At 72.4% G+C, this 21,457-nt stretch carries 18 protein-coding genes; 10 read left to right on the top strand and 8 right to left on the bottom strand.

Going from position 1 to position 21,457, the window contains the following annotated elements:
* The first annotated feature begins 138 nt into the window (after nt 1-138).
* Both HJG45_RS08115 and HJG45_RS08110 read left to right on the top strand, forming a co-directional pair.
* A complete protein-coding gene (locus HJG45_RS08115; RefSeq protein ID WP_171611586.1) occupies nt 139-2,580 on the top strand; it encodes a methyltransferase, TIGR04325 family in 2,442 nt (813 codons plus the stop codon).
* Between the two features lie 139 nt (nt 2,581-2,719).
* Entirely contained in the window at nt 2,720-3,925 is a 1,206-nt protein-coding gene (locus HJG45_RS08110; RefSeq protein WP_171611585.1) for a multidrug effflux MFS transporter, read from the top strand.
* A gap of 154 nt (nt 3,926-4,079) precedes the next feature.
* Here HJG45_RS08110 and tyrS read toward each other — a convergent pair whose 3' ends face one another.
* Nucleotides 4,080-5,327: a tyrosine--tRNA ligase gene (tyrS, locus tag HJG45_RS08105; RefSeq protein ID WP_171611584.1), complete on the bottom strand. Its 1,248-nt coding sequence runs from the start codon at nt 5,325-5,327 to the stop codon at nt 4,080-4,082.
* Nucleotides 5,328-5,426: 99 nt separating this feature from the next.
* Between tyrS and HJG45_RS08100 the strand changes: the two genes are divergently transcribed.
* A complete protein-coding gene (locus HJG45_RS08100) occupies nt 5,427-6,560 on the top strand; it encodes an anhydro-N-acetylmuramic acid kinase (RefSeq protein WP_171611583.1) in 1,134 nt (377 codons plus the stop codon).
* A 23-nt stretch (nt 6,561-6,583) separates the two neighbouring features.
* Here the strand turns inward: HJG45_RS08100 and HJG45_RS08095 are convergent, their stop codons facing one another.
* The gene (locus tag HJG45_RS08095; protein WP_171611582.1) at nt 6,584-7,177 is read right to left on the bottom strand and encodes a DUF2889 domain-containing protein; all 594 of its coding nucleotides are present in this window, start codon (nt 7,175-7,177) and stop codon (nt 6,584-6,586) included.
* A 256-nt stretch (nt 7,178-7,433) separates the two neighbouring features.
* Between HJG45_RS08095 and HJG45_RS08090 the strand changes: the two genes are divergently transcribed.
* The 3 genes from HJG45_RS08090 (at nt 7,434) to HJG45_RS08080 (ending at nt 10,865) form a co-directional block, all read left to right on the top strand.
* Complete coding sequence (locus HJG45_RS08090) at nt 7,434-9,182, top strand: PAS domain-containing protein (protein ID WP_171611581.1); 1,749 nt, start codon at nt 7,434-7,436, stop codon at nt 9,180-9,182.
* 70 nt (nt 9,183-9,252) lie between these two features.
* Entirely contained in the window at nt 9,253-10,233 is a 981-nt protein-coding gene (locus HJG45_RS08085) for a threonine/serine dehydratase (RefSeq protein WP_171611580.1), read from the top strand.
* On the top strand, nt 10,233-10,865 hold the full coding sequence (locus tag HJG45_RS08080; RefSeq protein WP_171611579.1) for a DUF1345 domain-containing protein: 633 nt from the start codon (nt 10,233-10,235) through the stop codon (nt 10,863-10,865). The genes HJG45_RS08085 and HJG45_RS08080 overlap by 1 nt, the downstream gene beginning before the upstream one ends.
* 177 nt (nt 10,866-11,042) lie before the next feature.
* Here HJG45_RS08080 and HJG45_RS08075 read toward each other — a convergent pair whose 3' ends face one another.
* Entirely contained in the window at nt 11,043-11,252 is a 210-nt protein-coding gene (locus HJG45_RS08075; RefSeq protein ID WP_171611578.1) for a hypothetical protein, read from the bottom strand.
* A 69-nt stretch (nt 11,253-11,321) separates the two neighbouring features.
* A complete protein-coding gene (gene aceA, locus HJG45_RS08070) occupies nt 11,322-12,683 on the bottom strand; it encodes an isocitrate lyase (RefSeq protein ID WP_171611577.1) in 1,362 nt (453 codons plus the stop codon).
* Nucleotides 12,684-12,831: 148 nt separating this feature from the next.
* On the opposite strand from aceA, the gene HJG45_RS08065 reads away from it, so the two are divergent.
* Both HJG45_RS08065 and HJG45_RS08060 read left to right on the top strand, forming a co-directional pair.
* Entirely contained in the window at nt 12,832-14,268 is a 1,437-nt protein-coding gene (locus tag HJG45_RS08065; protein ID WP_171611576.1) for a short-chain fatty acyl-CoA regulator family protein, read from the top strand.
* A gap of 52 nt (nt 14,269-14,320) precedes the next feature.
* Nucleotides 14,321-16,144, top strand: a complete 1,824-nt coding sequence (locus tag HJG45_RS08060) for a glycoside hydrolase family 15 protein (RefSeq protein ID WP_171611575.1) — start codon at nt 14,321-14,323, stop codon at nt 16,142-16,144.
* 18 nt (nt 16,145-16,162) lie between these two features.
* Here HJG45_RS08060 and HJG45_RS08055 read toward each other — a convergent pair whose 3' ends face one another.
* The 3 genes from HJG45_RS08055 to HJG45_RS08045 form a co-directional block, all read right to left on the bottom strand.
* The gene (locus tag HJG45_RS08055) at nt 16,163-16,747 is read right to left on the bottom strand and encodes a YSC84-related protein (RefSeq protein ID WP_217362864.1); all 585 of its coding nucleotides are present in this window, start codon (nt 16,745-16,747) and stop codon (nt 16,163-16,165) included.
* A 68-nt stretch (nt 16,748-16,815) separates the two neighbouring features.
* A complete protein-coding gene (locus tag HJG45_RS08050) occupies nt 16,816-17,724 on the bottom strand; it encodes an ABC transporter permease (RefSeq protein ID WP_171611574.1) in 909 nt (302 codons plus the stop codon).
* Nucleotides 17,725-17,734: 10 nt separating this feature from the next.
* Entirely contained in the window at nt 17,735-18,688 is a 954-nt protein-coding gene (locus HJG45_RS08045) for an ABC transporter permease (RefSeq protein ID WP_171611573.1), read from the bottom strand.
* Nucleotides 18,689-18,954: 266 nt separating this feature from the next.
* Here HJG45_RS08045 and HJG45_RS08040 point away from each other — a divergent pair, with 266 nt between their 5' ends.
* Both HJG45_RS08040 and motA read left to right on the top strand, forming a co-directional pair.
* Entirely contained in the window at nt 18,955-20,034 is a 1,080-nt protein-coding gene (locus HJG45_RS08040) for a flagellar motor protein MotB (protein ID WP_171611572.1), read from the top strand.
* Complete coding sequence (motA, locus tag HJG45_RS08035; RefSeq protein ID WP_171611571.1) at nt 20,031-20,897, top strand: flagellar motor stator protein MotA; 867 nt, start codon at nt 20,031-20,033, stop codon at nt 20,895-20,897. The genes HJG45_RS08040 and motA overlap by 4 nt, the downstream gene beginning before the upstream one ends.
* 21 nt (nt 20,898-20,918) lie before the next feature.
* Here the strand turns inward: motA and HJG45_RS08030 are convergent, their stop codons facing one another.
* The gene (locus HJG45_RS08030) at nt 20,919-21,410 is read right to left on the bottom strand and encodes an MmcB family DNA repair protein (protein WP_171611570.1); all 492 of its coding nucleotides are present in this window, start codon (nt 21,408-21,410) and stop codon (nt 20,919-20,921) included.
* Nucleotides 21,411-21,457: the final 47 nt, after the last annotated feature.

The raw sequence follows: 21,457 nt of genomic DNA, 5'->3' as shown, positions 1-21,457 counted from the left end.
CCGTTACTGCGTCACGGAACGTTACGCTCCACGCTTTCAGGAAGAGTATTTTGGAAAACCAATCACCTTATAGGTTCCGGTCTGCAACATTGATCGATATGATCCGGCAAGGGGATGGAGCCAGCCGGAATGTTGCGCGTGCCCAAGGTCAGCGTGGTCCTGCCTACTTACAATCACGAGCTTTATGTCGCGGAAGCCATTGAAAGCGTCCTGACGCAGTCCTTCGACGATCTCGAACTCATCGTCACGGATGATGGATCGAAGGACGACACAGCCAGAATCATCAACTCCTTCTCCGACTCAAGACTCAGCACCAGGATCACACGGCCGAATTCGGGCTATTCCAATACGCTGAACAAGAGCATCAGACGCTGCAAGGGCGAATACATCGCCCTGCATTGCTCGGACGACGTCTTCCATCCCGGCAAGCTGGAACGCCAGGTCGCCTTTCTCGACGAGAACCCCGGCATCGCCGCCGTCTTCGGCAAGGCGGACTTCATCGACGAGCATGGCCGGGCCTGCGCGCCCGGCAGCCATCCCTATGAGCACGCCTTCATCGACGACCTGCCGAACCGGTTCGCCTGGCTGCGACATTTCTTCATGCAAGGGAATGCGCTTTGCCATCCGACCGCAATGATCAGGCGGGTGGTGCTGGCCGAGATCGGCGCCTATGACCCGCTTCTCGTCCAGCTGCAGGATTTCGACCTCTGGATCCGGCTGGTCACCCAGCACGAGATCAGGGTGCTGGACGAGCCGCTGGTCGCCTACCGGGTCCTTGGCGAGGGGAAGAACACGAGCTGGCCCAGCAGCCGGGTGATGCGCCGCTCGGCCTGGGAGACGCGGCGCGTGCTGCGGCGCTTCCTCGCCCTGTCGCCCGACACGCTGGAACGCGCCCTCGGCTCCGAGCTGGCGCGGCTGGAGGTGCCGGCCGATCCGGTCCGCGTCGCCCTCGGCCTGCTGCTGGCCACCTTCGCCAAGGACCAGCCGCGCCAGGCGCTCGCCCTCGAGCTGCTGGAGGCGGCCATCGATTGCGGCGAGCCGGGGATCGACTGCCGCACCTTCACGCAGTTGTCCGGTCAGCTCGATCCCTTCAATCTCGATGCCCAGGCGGCCATGGTCCAGGCCGTGGACCGGGCGAAGCAGGCAGCCGAGCGGAGCGCCGCCATGGAGAACCAGACGCAGCGGCTCGAGCAGAAGCTCGGCGCGGCCGCGGCGAGGACCGCCGGCCTGGAACAGGAGGCCGCCGCGGCGCGGACGCGGGTGGCGGAGCTCGAGACCGGCATCGCCGCGACCCAGACGCGGACGGACGAGCTCGGCCGGATGCTGGCCTCGGCCCAGGCGGAGATCGCCCGTTTCGCCGGCGATGCGACGGCGGCGCAGGCCGGCATGGCCAGGCTCGCGGCGGAGGCCGCCATCGCCGAGGCGAGGATCGCCGAGCTGGAGCACCGCGCCGCCCTGGCGGAGGCGAAGGCGGAGGCGATCGCCAGCAGCACCCTCTGGCGCTCGACCGCGCGGCTGCGAGATGTCGTCTCGCGCCAACCGGCGATGCGCGCGGCCATGCGGCGCCTGCTGCGGGGCGGGGCCGCGCCCAGCCCGATGCCGCTCGTCCCGCCCCCGCCCCCGACACCGCCCTTGGCCCCTCCCTTGGCCCGTCCCCTGGCCCCTCCCTTGGCACCGCCAGCCCCAGCGCAGGCGGCGCCGGCGATGCCGACCGAACCGGTCGCCGAGGCCGCGGCGCCGGCGATCGCCCCGGTTGTCGCCGAGGCGCCGCCGGCGCCCGATCCGCGGCCGCCGGAATGGGAATACGTGCCCGAGGGCTGGCAGCCGGACGACCCGCGCACCGCCGGGTGGGACCATCCGAGCATCGCCGAGACGCAGCTCGCCAAATGGCCGACCTTCCTGGCCGCGCTGCGCAGCACCACGCCGCTCGGCATCTATCACGAGGCGGCGCAGATCGGCTCGGAGGACCCGGCCGCCCACAACTTCATCCTCGTCTTCTCCTACGTGCTGGCCCGGGCGGCGGCGGGACGGAAGCGGATCTCCGTCCTCGATTGGGGCGGCGGCATCGGCCATTACGCCGCGATCGCCGAGGCCGTCCTGCCGGAGGTCGAGATCGACTACACCGTCTGCGACCGGCCCTCCCTCTGCGCCGCCGGCCGGCAGGTGCTGCCGCGGGTCCGCTTCGCCAGCGATCCCGCGGAGTGCTTCGCGCGGCGCTACGACCTGGTCTTCGCCAGCGGCTCCCTGCAATACGCCCCCGACTGGCAGGCGCAGCTGCGCCAGTTCGCGGATGCGGCGGAGGGCTGGGTCTTCCTGAGCCGGACGCCCTTCGTGCGCTCGGCGGCCTCCTTCGCCGTGGTGCAGCGGCCCTGGTCGGCGGATGGCTACCGCACGGAATACCTGACCCGCGTCTTCGCCCATCCGGAGCTGCTCGCGGCGGCGCAGGCCGCGGGCCTGACCCTGGAGCGCGAGTTCATGATGATCGGCGAGCGGGTGGCCGCGGTTGGCGCGCCCGAGCCCTTCGAGTATCGCGGCTTCCTGCTGCGGCCATCCGGCGCCGCGACGCCGCCCGCCGGCTGACGCCCGGGGCCTGAACGGGCGCCGCCACCGGTGCGGCGGCCCCGGCGATGGGACAGGGTCCCTGCCCCTTGCCAAGGCGTGCCAGGGCGATTCCCATGGGCGATGCCGCCGCGGCGGCACCGAACCGGCAGGGAGCCCCATGGCGCAACCCCGACTGCGCGAGCCGCCGCTCTGGCTGCTCTTCCTCATCACGCTCAGCGGCACCATGGCGATGCACATGTTCGTCCCGGCCCTGCCGGAGGCGGCCGCCGATCTCGGCGCCAGCGTCTCGGCGATGCAGGCGACGATCAGCCTCTACATCCTCGGCCTGGCGGTCGGGCAGCTCGTCTATGGCCCGCTTTCCGATCGGCTGGGGCGGCGGCCGACGCTGATGTGGGGCCTCGGCCTCTTCACCCTGGCCGGCCTCGCCGCGGCGCTCGCGCCGGGGGTGCGGCTGCTGATCGCCGCCCGCCTCGTGCAGGCCCTCGGCGGCTGCGCCGGCCTGGTGCTCGGCCGCGCCATGGCGCGCGACACGGCGACGGCGGACGACGTGGTGCGGCGCATGGCGCTGCTCACCCTGATGATGATGACCGGGCCGGCCCTGGCGCCGCTGGTGGGCGGGCTGCTGGCCTCGCATCTCGGCTGGCGCTCGATCTTCGTCCTGCTGACCGGCTTCGGCCTCGCCAACCTGCTGCTCTCCTGGCGGCTGCTGCCGGAGACGGGCCAGGGGGCGGGGCAGCGCGGCGGCGGGATGAGCGCGCGGGCGCTGTGGCGCGCCTGGCGAGGGCTGCTCGCCTCGCCCGCCTTCCTCGGCTACGCCATCGGCGGCGGCTGCGCCACGACCTCGATGTACGCCTTCGTCGCCGCCGCGCCCTTCGTCTTCGTCGCCGACCTCCACCGGCCGGTGGAGGAGGTGGGATTCTATCTGGGCCTGCTCATCCTCGGCATGGCCTGCGGCAACCTGCTGATTGGCCGGCTGCTCGGCCGGGTGCGGGCGGAGAGGCTGATGGTCGGCGCCAATCTGCTCAGCCTGCTGAGCGCCGTGGCGCTGCTCGCCGCGGTGCTGCTCGGCCGCCTCAGCGTGCCGGTGGTGATGGGGCTGATGCTGGTCTTCACCTTCGGCGTCGGCATGGCCAGCCCGACGGCGCTGACCAAGGCGGTGGGACTCGACCCGAAGGTGATCGGCTCGGCCTCGGGCCTCTACGGCTTCAGCCAGATGGCGGTGGGCGCGCTGTGCAGCGCCCTGGCCGGGATCGGGCCGGACCCGGCGCTGGCCTCGGCGCTGGTGATGGTGCTGGCCGGGGCCTGCGCCCAGCTCGGCTTCTGGGTGGCGCTGCGCGCGGAGCGGCGCGCCGGCCGGGCCTGACGCGGGCGGCGTCAGGTATGGACGGACTGGTCCCTTGACCGGTCCGAGGCCCCGAACGGGGCCAGCGGGTCGCGCCGCCAGGCGCGCCTGACGGCGCGACGCCGCGAAGCCAGGCAAACCGAAGGTTTGCGCCCGGCATTTGAGGGGCGTTGGGCTATACCGGCCGCACCAGCACGTGCCGCTTGCGGCCCAGCGAGAGCTTGGCGGCGCCGTCCTGCAGGTCGGCCTCGGTCAGCATCCGCTGCGGGTCGGTCACCGGGGCGTCGTTCAGCCGCACGCCGTTCTGCCCCATCAGCCGCCGCGCCTCGCCCTTGCTGGCGACCAGGCCGGCGGCGGCAAGCAGGTCGATCACCGGCGCCGGCAGGGCATGCGCGATGCCCGGCAGGCTGGCCGCCGCCTGGCCCTGCTCGAAGGCCAGCCGCGCCGTCTCCGCCGCCGCCTCGGCCGCGGCGCGGCCGTGCAGCAGCGCCGTCGCCTCGGTGGCCAGCACCTTCTTCGCCTCGTTGATCTCGGCGCCGCCGAGCGCGCCGAGGCGCCGCACCTCGGGCATCGGCAGCTCGGTGAAGAGGCCGAGGAAGCGCGCCACGTCGCCATCCTCGGTGTTGCGCCAGAACTGCCAGTAGTCGTAGGGCGCCAGCCGGTCGGGGTTCAGCCAGACCGCGCCGGCGGCGGTCTTGCCCATCTTGGCGCCCGAGGCGGTGGTGAGCAGCGGCGTGGTCAGGCCGAAGGCCTCGGCCCCTTCCCTCGCCCCGCCCATGCGCCGCACCAGGTCGGCGCCCATGACGATGTTGCCCCACTGGTCGGAGCCGCCCATCTGCAGCGCCACGCCATGCCGCCGGTGCAGCTCCAGGAAGTCGTAGGATTGCAGCAGCATGTAGTTGAATTCGAGGAAGGAGAGCGGCTGGTCGCGCTCGAGCCGCAGCCGCACGCTGTCCATGGTCAGCATGCGGTTGACCGAGAAGTGCCGCCCCACCTCGCGCAGGAAGGGGATGTAGCGCAGCTCGTCCAGCCATTCGGCATTGTCGAGCATCAGGGCGCCGGCCGGCCCCTCGCCGAAGTCGAGGAAATTGGCGAAGCTGCGGCGGATGCCGGCCTTGTTGGCCTCGATTCCCGCCTCGGTCAGCAGCTGCCGCGCCTCGTCCTTGCCCGAGGGGTCGCCGATCTTGGTGGTGCCGCCGCCGATCAGCACCACCGGCCGGTTGCCGGCGCGCTGGAACAGCCGCAGCATCATGATGGAGACAAGATGGCCGACATGCAGGCTGTCGGCCGTGCAGTCGAAGCCGATATAGGCGGCGACCGGCCCGGCCCGCAGCCGCGCATCCAGCGCCGCCCGGTCGGTGATCTGGTGGATGTAGCCGCGTTCCTCCGCCTGGCGGAGGAACTCGCTCTCGGGGCCGCTCATCGTCTCTGCCGCTCGATTCTCGCTCTGGTTTCCCACTCTGGCCCAGGCCACCTGAGATTGACCTTGGCATGCGGGCCGCTCCCGTAGCACAGGGGGGGCATGCTTAGAACCATCGGGCTGATGAGCGGCACCTCCCTCGACGGGGTGGACGCTGCCTGGATCGAGACGGATGGCGAGGCGATCGGCCGCATCGGACCGACCCTCACCTTGCCCTACGACCCGCCGCTGCGGCGGGACCTGCGCCGGCTGCTCGATCTCGCGGTCGGCGTGCCGGGCGAGCCGCCGCTCGCGCCGGAAGACCCTTTCCTCGCCGATTGCGTCCGCCGCCTGACCGAGCGGCATGCCGAGGCGGTGGAGCGGCTGCGCGCCGAGTCGCTGCGGCTGTTGGGCGAGGATGCCGACCTCATCGGCTTCCACGGCCAGACCATCCTGCACCGGCCGGCGCGCGCCGGCGATGCGGCGCCCGGCCGCACCTGGCAGGTGGGCGATGCCGACTGGCTCGCCCGCCGCGCCGGCCTGCCGGTCGCCTTCGATTTCCGCAGCGCCGACGTCGCCGCCGGCGGCCAGGGCGCGCCGCTGGTCCCCGTGGTGCATGCGGCGCTGGCCGCGACCCTGCCCAAGCCGCTCGCCGTGCTCAACCTCGGCGGGGTCGGCAACGTGACCTGGATCGGCCGCGACCGCAGCCTGCTCGCCTTCGATACCGGCCCGGCCAATGGCCCGCTGGACGACTGGGCCCGGCGGCACACCCAGTCCGACTACGACCGCGACGGGGCGCTCGCCCTCTCGGGCCAGCCGGACGGGGCGGTGCTGGCGCGGCTGCTGGCGCATCCCTACCTCGCCGCGCCGCCGCCGAAATCTCTCGACCGGCTGGATTTCGACCGGGCGCTGAAGGAGGCGGGAGCCGGCGCGCTCTCCCCGGCGGATGGCGCCGCGACGCTGGTCGCCTTCGCCGCCGTCTGCGTCGCCGCCGCGGCCCGGCATTTCCCGCAGCCGCCGCTGCAATGGCTGGTGGCCGGCGGCGGGCGGCGCAACCCGGCGCTGATGCGGGCGCTGGCCGGCGCGCTGGAGCAGCCGGTGCGGGCGGCCGAGGTGGTGGGCTGGAACGGCGATGCGCTGGAGGCGCAGGCCTTCGGCGTGCTGGCGGCGCGCTGCTGGCATGGGCTGCCGCTCACCTTCCCCGGCACCACCGGCGCGCCGCAGCCCCTCGCCGGCGGCCGCATCGCCGGGGGCTGAGGCGATCGCCGCCCGGTGGCGGCCTATTCCGCCGCCTGGTCCGTCGCCGGCGGCCGCAGCCAGGGCCAGCGCGCCTGCGTCACCGGGCTGTCCGGCGCATAGGCGATGCAGGTGCCGACCATGGCGGGCGGCCGCGCCGGGCGCTGGCCGGTGGCGAGGATGCGGGCGGTCTCCGCCTGCTCCTCGGCGGCGCGGAGCGGATAGAGGGTCTGGAAGACCACCGTCGCCATCTGGCCCAGCACCTCGCGCAGATGCGTGCAGCCAAGGATGCCGCCGACCCGCTCGACCACGGCGCGGTTGAAGCCAGGGCCGACCTTCAGCCCGGCGAGCCGCGCGAAATTCGGCGCCGCGCCCGGGCAGACCGTGTAGGGCGTGTGGTCGGAGGCCGCCTCGGCGGCGATGATGACCATCTCCTCGTTCACCGTCAGCCGCAGCCAGAGCCCGTGCAGCGGCTCGCCCGGCGTGATGGTGCCGCGGTCCTCGTTCTCGAAGGGATAGGCCTTGGTGTCCTCGAGATAGGCCTCGATGTCGAACAGCCCGTCCTCCCGCCGCCAGCCGCGGATGTCGATGGCGCGGCGATGCAGCATTTCGCGCGGGGCGGGCGGCGACAGGGGCATGCAGCGGGACTCCCGTTGGACACTCGACCGATTGCCTACCGCGAATCGGGCTGCCTGGCATCGGCGGATGGCGTGGACCAGACCTGCGCTGTCGCGGCAGGTGCCACGGCGGCTTCGGCATCGCGCGGACTTTCCTCGGCTTTGCCGGCCGATTTCCCTTTGCTGTGATGACGCCCGCGGCGCCGCCCAGTCGTCGGCATCGCGCCGAGCCGCTAATGGTTCCCTGACAGAGGCCGAACCCTGGGGGATGCGGACCATGCCCGAGGACAGTCGGTCCGATCTGCCCGATATCGAATGCATCCGCGGCTTTGCCGAGGAATCGCCGATGGCGGTCCTGGTGCTGGAGGGCGCCGGGCAGGTCATCCGCTTCGCCAACCGCGCCTTCCTCGCCGCCGTCGCGCGGCCCGAGGCGGCGCTGCGCGACCGGCCGCTCGCCGCCGCCCTGCCCGAGCCTGGCGCCGCCCTGCTGGCGATGCTGGAGGAGGTGCATGCCACGGGCGTCGCGCGCCGGGTGGAGGCCCTCCCGCTGCGTCTCGATGGCCGCGCGGCGCGCCGCTGGGACATCGAGCTCTCGGCGATCCGCGCCGACGGCGCCGTCGCCGGCGCGCTGGCCCTGCTGCGCGACGTCACGGAGCGGGAGGCGCAGGCCGAGCGCTACCGCGCCCTGGTCGAGGTCGGCGCGCTCGCCGTCTGGATCGCCGGGCCGGACGGCGCGGTGCTGGAGAATGCGAGCTGGGCCGCGGTGACCGGCCTCGATCCGGCGACGGTCAGCGGCAAGGGCTGGCAGGAGGCGATCCATCCCGAGGACCGGGCGCGCGCCGCGGCGCTCTGGCAGGCCTCGGTCATGAGCGGCGAGGTCTACGAGGTCGAGTACCGCCTCCGCCGCGCCGATGGGACCTGGCGCTGGAGCACCGCCCGCGCGGTGCCGCGGCGCGACGAGGACGGCCGGATCCTGGAATGGGTCGGCGCCAATGCCGATACCGAGGCACGGCAGCTCGCCGAGCAGGCGCTGCGGGCGAGCGAGGACCGGTTCCGCACCCTCGCCGAGGCGATGCCGCATCTCGTCTGGCAGACCGATGCCGCCGGCCGGATGGAATACGTCAACCGGCGCTGGCGGGCGCTGACCGGCCTCGGCCTCGCCCCGCTGGCTGAGGCCGGCTGGATGGCGGCGCTGCATCCCGAGGATGCCGCGCGGCTCGCCCCCGGCTGGGCGGCGGCGCTGGCCGGGGGCGGCGAGTACGACGCCGATGCGCGCATCCGCACCGCGGAGGGCGAGGATCGCTGGCACCGGGTGCGGGCGGCCTCGGTGCGCGACGCCGCCGGCCGCATCCATCACTGGGTCGGCACCTGCACCGATGTCGAGGAGCGGCACCAGGCCGAGGCGCGGCTGCGCGAGGCGCTGGCGATGCAGGAGCGGCTGCTGCGCGAGGCGGAGCACCGCATCAAGAACAGCCTGCAGCTCGTCGCCGCGCTGCTGCGGCTGCAATCCGGCCGCATGCCGGAACCGGCGGCGCGCGAGGCGCTGGAGGCGGCCACCGCCCGCGTGCAGGCGGTGGCGGAGGCGCACCGGGCGCTGCAGATGAGCCCCGACCTGCGCAGCGTCCGCCTCTCCGACATGCTGCGCGAGCTCGCGGCCGGCGCCTCGGTGCAGCATCCGGGCTGCGATATCCGCATCGCCGCGCCGGAGACGCTGGCCCTCGACGCCGAGCGGGCGATCCCGCTCGCCCTCATCCTCTCCGAGCTGGTGACGGATGCGCTGCGCCGCGAGCGGCCCCCGGGCGCCGAGCATCCGATCCGCCTCGAGGCCCGGCTGGAGGCCGAGCGGCTGGTGGTGACGGTCGCCGATGGCGGCACCCTGCTGCCGCAGGACCTCGCCGCGGGCCGGATGGGCGAGACGGTGGTCCGCGCCCTGGCCCGGCAGATCGGCGCCGAGGTCGCGACCGAGGAGAATGCCGATGGCGATCGCCACCAGGTGACGCTGCGGATGCGGCTGGAGCCGGGGTAAGCTGCTGCCCGCGGCATCCTGCCGATGGCGGGATCGGGACAGGCGGGCCGCGAGAGGCGAGGATTGAAGCATGAGCGAGACCGTGGGCTTCGCCGATATCGAGGCGGCGGCGGCGCGGCTGCGCGGCAAGCTGGTGCGCACGCCGCTGCTGCGCCACCGGCTGCTGGACGAGATCACTGGCGGCACGGTGCTGGTGAAGCCCGAGCCGCTGCAGAAGACCGGCAGCTTCAAGCTGCGCGGCGCCACCAACGCCGCCCTGCTGCTCGATCCCGCGGCGCGCCGGGGCGGGCTGGTGACGCATTCCTCGGGCAATCACGGCCAGGCCATCGCCTGCGCGGCGCAGATGCTCGGCATGCCGGCGCTGATCGCCATGCCCCGGGATGCGCCGGCCATCAAGGTGGAGAGCACGCGTCGCTGGGGGGCCGAGATCCATCCCTTCGACCGGCATGGCGAGGACCGCGACGCGCTCGCCGCCCGGCTCGCCGCAGCGCGCGGCGCGACGCTGATCCCGCCCTTCGACCATCCGCATGTGATCGCTGGCCAGGGCACCGTGGCGCTGGAGATGCTGGAGGATGCCCGCGCCGCCGGCCTCGCCCTCGATTGCCTCGCCGTCTGCACCGGCGGCGGCGGGCTGATCGCCGGCTGCGCGCTCGCGGTCGAGGCGCTGGCGCCGGAGGCCGAGGTCTGGGCGGTCGAGCCCGAGGGCTGGGACGACACCCGGCGGAGCCTCGAGGCCGGTCGGCGCATCGCCGCAGACGGTCAGGCCGACGGCTTCTGCGACTCCCTGCTCTCGCGCCAGCCCGGGGCGCTGACCTTCGCCATCAACCGCCCGCGCCTCGCCGGCGGCCTGGCGGTGAGCCGGGGCGAGGTGCTGCGCGCCATGCGCTTCGCCTTCGACCACCTGAAGCTGGTGACGGAGCCCGGCGGCGCCGTCGCCCTCGCCGCGCTGCTGGCCGGCCGGCTGGACACGCGCGGGCGGACCATCGGCATCGTCATCAGCGGCGGCAATGTCGATCCGGCGGTCTTCATGCAGGCGTTGGCCAGCGGCTGATGCGCCTCAGGCTCGGCCTTCTCCACCGGCCGGTGCTGCTGGCCGCAGCGGGTCTCGGCGCCCTGGCCGGGGCGCTGCTGTGGCTCGGCGGGCTGCACCTGCCGGCGGCGTTGCTCATCGGCTGGTGCGTCGCGGTGCTCGCCTATGCCGGCCCGACCCTGCGCGTCATGCACCGCGCCACCCCGGCGCAGATCCGCCGGCGGGCCGAGCTGCTCGACGACGGCGAGGCGGCGGTGCTGACGGCGAGCCTCGCCGCCTCGGTCGCGGCCCTCGGGGCGGTGGGATGGTTCCTCGCCTCGCGCTCCGACCCCATGGCGGTGCCCGACATCGCGCTGGCTGCGCTCGCCATCCTGCTGTCCTGGCTCTTCGTGCACCTGCTCTTCGCGGTGCGCTACGCGCATGAATACTGGCAGGCGGATAGCGGGCTGAACTTCCCGGGCGGCGAGCCGCCCGATTTCAGCGACTTCCTCTACTTCGCCTTCACCATCGGCATGACCTTCCAGACCTCCGACGTGGAGATCTCGAGCCGGCTGCTGCGCCGGCTGGCGCTGGCGCACAGCCTGGTGGCCTTCCTGTTCAACGTCGTGATCCTGGCGACCGCGGTGAACGTCACGGCCGGGATGATGAACTAGCGCCCCCGCAAAACCGCTGCGCGGCTTTGCGGGGACCCCTTGGCGTTCCCTCCTGCCCAGGAACCGTCACAGCCTGCCGCGGCGAAGCCGCGGCAGGACAACGGGCAGCGACGGTTTTGACGGGCGCTTTTAAGCCCCCGCGAGACTGCCTGCGCACCCTCGCGGGGGGTGCCGCCTTCAGCGCTGATGCGCGAGCAGGCTGCGCTCGGCGCTGGCCCAGCCATGCGAATGCACCAGGCCGTCGTCGTAATCCTCCTCCTCAGGATGCCGGGCCATGGCCTCGGCGATCTCGGCGCCGCGCCGCATCGGGCCGGTCGTCGGCGCCAGCGGCTCGCTGGCCCAGCCATGGGAATGCACCAAGCCGTCGTCGTAATCGTCGTGGGACATCGGAAGCCTCCTCGTCGTGCTGGTGGATGGTCGGGGGTGCCGCGCCTCACCCGGCGCGGCACCCTTGGCTCACTTCGCCGGGGCGGGCTGCTTCGCCGGGGCGTGTCCGGGGGCGTGCCCATGGTCGTCATGGAACTGCGCCGCCTCGGTGCTGGTCGCCAGCGCCGTGGTGCTGGACTGGCCGCCGCCGGCCGCTGTCGCCACCGCGTCGAAGTAGCCGACGCCGACCTCGCGCTGGTGCCGCACCGCGGTGAAGCCCTCGGCCTCGGCCGCGAACTCGGCCTGCTGCAGCTCGGAATAGGCGCCCATGCCGCGGTCCTTGTAGCCGCGGGCCAACTTGAACATGGACAGGTTCAGGCTGTGGAAGCCGGCGAGCGTCACGAACTGGAACTTGTAGCCCATGGCGCCCAGCTCGCGCTGGAACTTGCTCGCCGCCTCGACGCCCATCTTCCGCTGCCAGTTGAAGGACGGGCTGCAGTTGTAGGCGAGCATCTTGCCCGGGAACTCCTTCTGGATCGCCTCGGCGAAGTCGCGGGCATCCTGCAGGTCCGGGTCCGAGGTCTCCCACCAGAGCAGGTCGGCATAGGGCGCATAGGCCAGGCTGCGGGCGATGGCGTATTGCTTGCCCATGCCGGGCCGGATGCGGAAGAAGCCCTCGGGCGTGCGCTCCTCGGTGATGAAGGGGCGGTCGCGCTCGTCGACATCGCTGGTGAGCAGCTGCGCGCTCTCGGCATCGGTGCGGCAGAGCAGCACGGTCGGCACGCCCTCGACATCGGCCGCGAGCCGGGCCGCGTTCAGGGTGCGGATGTGCTGCTGGATCGGCACCAGCACCTTGCCGCCGAGATGGCCGCACTTCTTCTCCGAGGCGAGCTGGTCCTCGAAATGCACGCCGGCCGCGCCCGCCTCGATCATGGCGCGCATCAGCTCATAGGCGTTGAGCGGGCCGCCGAAGCCGGCCTCGGCATCGGCGACGATCGGCGCCATGTAGTGCGTGTCGTCGCCCTTGCCTTCCTGCACGGCGATCTGGTCGGCGCGGCGCAGCGCGTTGTTGATCCGGCGGATCACCGTCGGCACGCTGTCGACCGGGTAGAGCGACTGGTCCGGATACATGGTGGAGGCGCTGTTGGCGTCGGCCGCCACCTGCCAGCCGGAGAGGTAGATCGCCTTCAGCCCCGCCTTCACCTGCTGCAGGGCCTGCATGCCGGTGAGCGCGCCGAGGGTGTTCACATAGGGCTCGGACTTCAGCAGCTGCCAGAGGCGGCGCGCCCCGCGATCGGCCAGCGTGTGCTGGATCCGGAAGCTGCCCGCCAGCCGCGCGACATCCGCCGGGGTGTAGTCGCGGCGGATGCCGTCGAAGCGGCCGGGCTCGGGCCGGTCACCCCCGAAGCTGCCATCGGGCGCATAGGTGGGGGTGGGGGTCGTCTGACGCATGGTCCTTGGAACTCCTGCTGCCGTTGTCTGGCGTGCAGGTCAATAATTCACATTGCGGCGCCGAAGTTCAGCGCCTATTGCCGTGAAAACCGGCAAAGCTGTAAGCATCTTCACAGCAAGATTGTAAATTTAGTTAAGGTCGTAAAGCATGGCGCGGGCACTCATCGGGCGGACGGTCCGCCGGCTGCGGCAGGAGAAGGGCCTCGCGCAGCAGGCCCTCGCCGCCCGCCTCGGCATCTCCGCGAGCTACCTGAACCTCATCGAGCATGACCAGCGCGCCGTCACCGCCTCCCTGCTCATCAAGCTGACCGAGGCGCTGCAGGTCGATATCGCCGCCCTCTCCGGCCTGCGGGAGAAGGCGGTCGAGACCGGGCTGCGGGAGGTGCTGGCCGATCCGCTGCTCGGGCTCGAGCAGGTGCCGGAGGAGGAGGTGGCGACGCTGGCGGGCAGCGCGCCCAATGTCGCGCGCGCCATGCTCGCCCTCTACCGCGCCTGGCGGGTGGCGCGGGAGGATTCCGGCGGCATCGCCCTGCCGACGGGGCGTCGCATCCTGCTGCCGACGGAGGAGGCGCGCGACTTCTTCCACGACCGCTCCAACCATTTCGCCGAGCTGGAAGCGGCGGCCGAGGCGATCGCCGCCGAGATGGGCGTCACCGCGCCCTCGGAGATGAACCATGCGGTCGCGCAGCGGCTGCGGCAGAAACACGGCCTCGTCGTCACCGTCACCGCCCTGCCCGGGGCGCTGCGCCGCTACGACCCGGTGGGCCGCCGCCTCGACCTCTCGGAGACCCTGCCGCGGGAGAGCCGCGGCTTCCACCTCGCCTTCCAGCTCATGCTGCTCGAGGCGGGGGATGCCGTGCAGGCGGCGATCGGCGGCTTCGAGCCCTCCTCGGCCGAGGCCGGGCAGCTCATCCGCATCGGGCTGCTGAACTACGCCGCGGCGGCGCTGCTGATGCCCTACGGCCCCTTCCTCGCCGCGGCGCGGGAGTTGCGGCACGACCTGGAGGCGCTGGCCTCGCGCTTCGGCGTCTCCTTCGAGCAGGCCTGCCACCGCCTCACCACCCTGCAGCGGCCGGACGAGCCGGGGCAGCGCGGCGTGCCCTTCTTCTTCCTCCGCGTCGATCCGGCGGGCAATGTCGGCAAGCGGCTGGCCGCGGCCGGTTTCCCCTTCGCCCGCTTCGGCGGCTCCTGCCCGAAATGGATCGTGCACCAGGCCTTCGCCACGCCGGGCTCGCTGCGGGTGCAGCTCGCCCAGCTCCCCGATGGCGGCACCTTCCTCTGCGTCGCCCGCACCGTGCACGGCGTCGCCGCGCGCTGGGGCGATCCGCCGCCGGTCTATGTCGTTGCCATGGGCTGCGACATCTCCCGCGCGCCGGAGGTGGTCTATGGCGACGGGCTCGACCTCGAGAAGGCGATGGTCGGCATCGGCCTGTCCTGCCGGCTCTGCGACCGGATGGATTGCCGCAGCCGCGCCTTCCCGCCGCTCGAGCACCGCCTCGCCCTCGATCCGCTGGTGGCGAGCGACGCGCCCTACCGCTTCGAGCCGCCGCGGCGCGCCCCGCGGCCACCGAACCCGGCCGGGTGAGCCGGGTTTATCCCCCGAACCCTCGCGAGGGACGGAACGGATCGGAGACACTGTGGCGCTGCGCATCGAGGACTATGCCCTGCTCGCCGATGGCCATACCGCGGCCCTGGTCGGCCGCGACGGGTCGATCGACTGGCTCTGCCTGCCGCGCTTCGACAGCGCCGCCTGCTTCGCCGCGCTGCTCGGCACGCCGGAGCATGGCCGCTGGCGCATCGCCCCGGAGGGCGAGGTGCGGCAGGTGCGGCGCCGCTACCGGCCCGGCACCATGGTGCTGGAGACCGAGTTCGAGACCGCCGAGGGCGTCGTCGCGCTGATCGACTGCATGCCGGTGCGCAACGGCGCCGCCGATCTGGTGCGCCTCGTCGAGGGCCGCCGCGGCCGCGTCGCCATGGCCATGGACCTGGTGCTGCGCTTCGATTACGGCTCCCTCGTGCCCTGGGTGCACCGCGCCTCGGACGGCACGCTGCTCGCCGTCTGCGGCCCGGACCAGGTGGCGCTGCGCACCCCCGCGCCGCTGCGCGGCGAGGATTGCCATACCGTCGGCCGCTTCACCGTCGCGGCGGGCGAGACGGTGCCCTTCCACCTCGTCTGGACCCCCTCCCACCAGCCGCCGGGCCCACCGGTGGATGCGCCCGCCGCCATCGCCGCCACCGAGCATTACTGGCAGGACTGGCTGGCCGGCGCCCGACTGGCCGAGGACTGCCCGCATCCGGAGATGGTCCGCCGCTCGCTGCTGGTGCTGAAGGCGTTGACCTATGCGCCGACCGGCGGCATCGCCGCCGCGCCGACCACCTCCCTGCCCGAGACGCTGGGTGGGCAGCGCAACTGGGACTACCGGCTCTGCTGGCTGCGCGACGCCGCGCTGACCCTGCATGCCCTGGTCGGCGCCGGGCATCTCGGCGAGGCGGAGGCCTGGCGCCGCTGGCTGATCCGCGCCGTGGCGGGCAGCCCGCAGCAGGTCCGGCCGCTCTACGGCCTTGCCGGCGAGCACCGGACGCCGGAGATGATCCTGCCCTGGCTGCCGGGCTATGAGGGCTCGGCGCCCGTGCGCATCGGCAACGAGGCCGGCGCGCAGGTGCAGCTCGATGTCTATGGCGAGGTGATGGACGCCTTCTTCGCGGCGCGCAGCGTCGGGCTGCGGCCGGACCGGCTGGGCTGGGCCATGGCGCGGCAGATCCTCGACCATTTGGCGCAGATCTGGCGCGAGCCCGACGAGGGGATCTGGGAGGTGCGCGGCCCGCGCCGCCACTTCGTGCATTCCAAGGTGATGGTCTGGGTCGCCTTCGACCGCGCGGTGCGCGCCGCCGAGGAGGACGGGTTCGACGGGCCGCTCGAGGCCTGGCGGCAGGTGCGCGATGCCGTCTTCGCCGAGGTCTGCGCCCAGGGCTTCGATGCGGAGCGGGGCACCTTCACCCAGAGCTACGGCTCGCGCCACCTCGATGCCAGCCTGCTGCGCATGCCGCTGGTCGGCTTCCTGCCGGCCGACGACCCGCGGGTGCAAGGCACGGTGCGGGCGATCGAGTCCGAGCTGATGGAGGAGGGGCTGGTGCTGCGCTACCGGCCGGACCCGGATGTGGAGGGCCTGCCGCCGGAGCCGGAGGGCACCTTCCTGGCCTGCACCGCCTGGCTCGGCGAGGTCTATGCGCTGCAGGGCCGCTGGGAGGAGGCGCGGGCGGTGCTCGACCGGCTGGTGGCGATCGCCAACGATGTCGGCCTGCTGGCCGAGGAATACGAGGTCCACCTGCGCCGGCAGGTGGGGAATTTCCCGCAGGCCTTCTCGCATCTCGGCCTGGTCGGGCTGGCCATGGCGCTCGCCCGGCGGCGCATGCGCGATTCCGGGGCGCAGCCGCCTCCGGCGAGGCCGGAGGCGCGCTGAGGCGGGACGCGCCGGGGCTCAGCCCCCCGGCTCGATCCTGGTGATCTTGGTGCCGTTCAGCGCCAGCGCCGCCATCAGCCCCTGCTGGCCAAAGGTGATGGCATAGACCGGTTCGGTCAGGGTGGTGGAGGTGGCATTGGCCTGCAGCCCGCGGTCGAGCGCGACCACCGAGGGGCCGGTGCCGATCTCCCAGCCATCCGCCCGCTCCAGCGCCTTCAGGGCGGATTCCTGCATGAAGAACATGCCCAGCCCGGCCGATTGCGCGCCGGCGAGGAAGCCGAGGGAGAGGCCGGCGATGGCGTAGTAGCCCCGGGTCGCGCCGTCGCGCAGCAGGGCCCCCTCGCCATATTGGCCACCGACGATGAAGCCGCCGCTGATGATGCGCGGGAAGATCAGCATCGCGCGGGCGGCCCGCAGCAGCGGCTCGGCATTGGGCATCTGCCGCAGCCGGACCAGGGCTGCCTCGACCTCGGCATCGATCTCCTGGCGCGTGGCGGCGCGGGCCGCGCGCGGCGCGGCGAGAAGGCCGGCCCCGAGGCCGAGGGCGGCGAAGCCCAGCGGGAAGCTCAGCGGCATGAGCCGGCGGCGGGTAAGGTGGGACATGGCGGCACTCCGGAGCCGCCGCCCGCAACGCCCGGCGGAAGGCCGGGTTGCCCCCGCTCCCGCCGTTCTCAGCCCTTCACGTCCATCGCCTGCCGCAGCCCGTCGGCCAGCAGGTTGAAGCAGATGGAGGTGACGAAGATGCAGAGGCCGGGCAGCACCGCCACCCAGGGCTGCACGTAGATCGCGGTGCGCAGCGTGTTCAGCATCAGCCCCCATTCCGGCTCCGGCGGCTTGGTGCCGAGGCCGAGGAAGGAGAGGCCAGAGGCCAGGATCATGCAGACCGAGATCAGCGAGGTGGCGTAGACGAAGATCGGCCCGAGCACGTTGCCGAGCACATGCACCCGGACGATGGTGAAGCCCGAGGCGCCGGAGGCCCGCGCCGCATCCACGAAGTCGAGGCTGCGCACGCCCTGGGTCACGCTCTCGGCGACGCGGATGATCTGCGGGATGAAAACCAGGGTCAGCGCCAGGATGGCGTTGAAGATGCCCGCCCCCAGCGCGCCCGAGATGGCGACGGCGAGCAGCACCGAGGGGAAGGCGTAGAAGATGTCGGTGGTGCGCATGATCGCCATGTTCACCTTGCCGCCCACGAAGCCGGCCAGGATGCCGAGCGTCGAGCCGATGGCGAAGGCGAAGACCACGGGCAGGATGCCCATGAACCAGGAGAGGCGGCCGCCATGCAGCAGCCGCGTCAGGATGTCGCGGCCGAGCTCGTCGGTGCCGAGCGGGTAGTTCGGCGTGCCGATCGCCTTCAGCCGCCGGATCATACTGCCCTGATAGGGATCGTGCGGCGAGAGCAGCGGCGCGAAGACGATGGCCAGCAGCATCAGAAGCAGGATGGCGGCGCAGGCGATGGTCACCGGGTCCCGCCGCAGCCGCTTCCAGACGCCGGCCCAGTAGCCCTCCGACCGGGCGACCGCCTGCCGGGCCTGGACGGCGAGCTCGGCCTCGGCGGCCGTCGTGATGGTCGTGCTCATGCCGGGCTCCTCAGGCGCGCTTGATGCGGGGGTCGAGCGAGGTCTGCACCAGATCGACGCAGAGATTCAGCGCGACGAAGAACATCGCCAGCACCAGGATCGTGCCCTGCAGCACCGGCAGGTCGCGCTGGAAGATGGCGCTGTTGAGCAGCAGCCCGGTGCCTGGCCAGGAGAACACCGTCTCCACCAGGATCGAGCCGCCCATCAGGTAGCCGAGCTGCAGGCCCATCACGGCGAGCGCGTTCGGCGCGGCGTTCTTCACCACATGCCCGAAGACGCCCCAGCGGGTCAGCCCCTTGCCCCGCAGCGCGGTGACGAATTCCTGGTTCATGATCTCGGCGACGATGCCGCGGACGGTGCGCGTGACGATGCCCATCGGGATCACCGAGAGCGTCGCCGCCGGCAGGATCAGGTGCTTCACATGGTCCCAGTCCCAGCCCCAATCGGAGGAGCCGCCGGGCCCCGCCCCCATCGCCGGCAGCCAGTTGAGCTGCACCGAGAAGATGACGACGAGCACCATGCCGAGCCAGTAATGCGGCACCGAGACGCCGGCGACGGCGATGCCGACGGCGCCGCGATCGAGCGCCGAGCCGCGGAAGGTGCCGGCGAGGCCGCCGAGCACGCAGCCGAGGGTGAAGCCGATGGCCGAGGCGGCGAAGGCGAGCATCAGCGTGTTGCCGATGGCCGAGCGCAGATCCGCCCAGACCGGCCGGCCGGTGGCGAGGGAGCGGCCGAGATCGCCGATCGCGACCTTCGAGATCCAGAGGCCGAACTGCACCGGCAGCGGCTTGTCGAGGCCGTAATCCTTGCGGACCTGCTCGACCACATCGGCCGGGGCGTCGGGCGGGACGATGGCGTTGATCGGATCGCCCGGGGCGATCTGCACCAACATGAAGCAGACGAAGCCGACCGCGAGCGCGATCGGCACGGCATAGACCACCCGGCGCAGCAGGTAGAGAAGCATGGGAACTCCCGGGCATGCAGTGGCGCCGCCGCCCCGCCTGGGGTGGCAGCCCGATATTCGCGGCGGGGTTCGCAAGCCGCGTGCCATGTCATGGGCCGGGCCGCGGCCCCCCGTTGCGCCGCCGCTGCCCAACCCACGGGCAGCCTGCCCGCAACGATGGCGCCATGACGGAACTTGGCCCCGTGCCGGACCGCGGCCGGGCCATCGTCGGAATTTCTTAAGCCCCGGCCGTGCAGGATCGGGCCGCGGCGGCAGGTGCGGGGCTGATGGCGGGCAAGGGCAAGGGTGGACGCGACGGGGCGCCGACCATCGTGCTGCGGCGCGAGGAGGCCGGCGGCGACGGGCATCACGGCGGCGCCTGGAAGGTGGCCTATGCCGATTTCGTCACCGCGATGATGGCCTTCTTCCTGCTGATGTGGCTGCTGAACGCGACCTCGGACGACCAGCGCCGCGGCCTTGCCGACTACTTCGCCCCCTCGAACGTGCTCGGCCGCAGCGCCACCGGCTCGGGCGAGCCCTTCGGCGGCACCACGCCGAACTCGGACGGCGCCATGGTCTCGGACAACGGCGCCATCCGGATCGAGCAGGGCCGCGCCCCGGTCCGGCTCGACATCGAGGATGAGGGACCCTCCGACGCCCTGCCCGAGACCGCGTCGGTGGCGCCGCCGCAGCCGGCGGGCGAGGCGGTGGCCCACGGCGCCGAGGCGCGGCCGCCACAGCCGCCCGGGAAGGCCGCGCCGCAATCCGCCGCGCCGGCCGCCCGGCCCGCCGTCCCGCCCCCGGAGGCGAATGCGCCGGCAGCGGGCATTGATGCCGCGGCGATCGGCGAGGCGGCGCTCCGGGCCGAGCTCGGGCGGCGCGAGGCCCAGGCCTTCGAGCAGGCGGCGGCCGAGATCCGCGCCGCGGTGCGGGAGGATCCGGCCCTGGCCGATCTCGGCCGCCAGCTCGTCGTCGAGCAGGTGCCGGAGGGCCTGCGCATCCAGCTCCTCGATGCCGAGCGGCAACCCATGTTCGCCATCGGCAGCGCCGCGCCGAACGAGCGCGCCCGCGCCCTGCTGGCCAAGGTGGCGGCCATCGCGGCGAAGCTGCCGAACGGCCTCGCCATCGCCGGCCATACCGATGCCTCGCCCTTCCGCGGCGATGCGCGAAGCAATTGGGAACTCTCGGCCGAGCGGGCGAATGCCGTCCGTCGCCTGCTGCTGGAGGCCGGGATCGCCGAGCCGCGGCTGCAGAGCGTCGCCGGCCATGCCGACCGCATGCCGCTGCTGCCGGAGACGCCGATGGCCGCGGCCAACCGCCGGGTCGCCATCACGCTGCTGCGCAGCTCGCCGGGCGCCGCACCATGACGACGATCGCCGGCCTCGTCTTCCTGCTCGCCTGCGTCTTCGGGGGCTATGTCATCGCCGGCGGCAAGTTCGACATCATCCTGCACGCCCTGCCGCATGAGATGATCGTCATCGGCGGCGCCGCCATCGGCGCCTTCGTCATGGCGAACAGCATCGGCGACATCAAGCATGTGGCGGGCGGCTTCGGGAAAATCCTGAAGGGCGCTCGCTACAAGAAGGCCGATTACGTCGAGATGCTGAGCCTGCTCTACTATTTCGTCCGGCTCGCCCAGTCGAAGGGCGCGATGGCGCTGGAGCCGCATATCGAAAAGCCGGAGGAGAGCAACGCCTTCGGCCATTTCCCGAAGATCCAGAAGGACCATCACGCCAGCGCGCTGATCTGCGACTACCTCCGCATGGTGGGCATGAATGCCGACGACCCGCACCAGATCGAGGATGTGATGGCACGCGAGCTGAAGAAGATCCTGATCGAGGAGCTTCACCCCTCGCATGCGCTGCAATCCGTCGCCGACGCGCTGCCGGCGCTCGGCATCGTCGCGGCGGTGCTCGGCGTCATCAAGACCATGGCGAGCATCGACCAGCCGCCGGCGATCCTCGGCGGCATGATCGGAGGCGCGCTGGTCGGCACCTTCATGGGCGTGCTGCTGGCCTATGGCATGGTCGGGCCGATGGCGGCGCGGCTGAAGGGCGTGGTCGAGGAGGAGGCGAAATACTACGAGGTCATCCGCGCCGTCCTGGTCGCGCATCTGCACGGCAACGCGCCGCAGGTCGCGGTCGAGACCGGCCGCAAGATGGCCCCGACGGCCTATATGCCGAGCTTCCAGGAACTGGAGCAGGCGCTGCAGGAGTTGCAGATCGCCTGACGCAGCCGCCTGCCAGCGCCGCTACTCCACCTTCAGCGCCGCCCGCATCGCCGCATGGCCCTCCGGATCGGAGGCGGCGGCCAGCCGGCCGGCCGCGAGCCGGGCGAAGCGATGCAGCAGGGCGCGGCGCCGGGCCGGCGCGAGCGGATGCGCCGGCGCCTCGCGCAGCAAGGCGCTCTCCCACCCCTCGGCGGCCACCAGGCCTGTATCTTCAGGAATGAGGTCCTGTGGAAAGTCCAGGTCGACGGCAAAATAAAGCCGATCGCAGAAGTCGCGGTATTCCGGCCATTTGAGGTCGGAGAGGAAGTCCCGGGCGCAGGACTTGATCTCGAGGATCACGAACCCACCATCGGGTTGCAGCGCCAGAATATCGGCGCGGCGCCCGTTCGGCAGCGGCACCTCCTGGATCGGGGCCCAGCCGCGCAGGGCGCAGAATCGCGTGGCGGCCCGGCAAATCGCCAGGGTTCGTTCGGCCGGTGCGGCTGGCCCGCCACAGATGGAGAATTTGTTCATAGGACTCCACTCCGTGAAGGGCAGCCCCCTGGCCATGCCGGCGCTCA

Origin of the sequence: Roseicella sp. DB1501, from assembly GCF_013112485.1 — a bacterium.
GTDB lineage: Bacteria > Pseudomonadota > Alphaproteobacteria > Acetobacterales > Acetobacteraceae > Paracraurococcus.
This window is presented reverse-complemented; position numbering and strand designations above follow the sequence as displayed.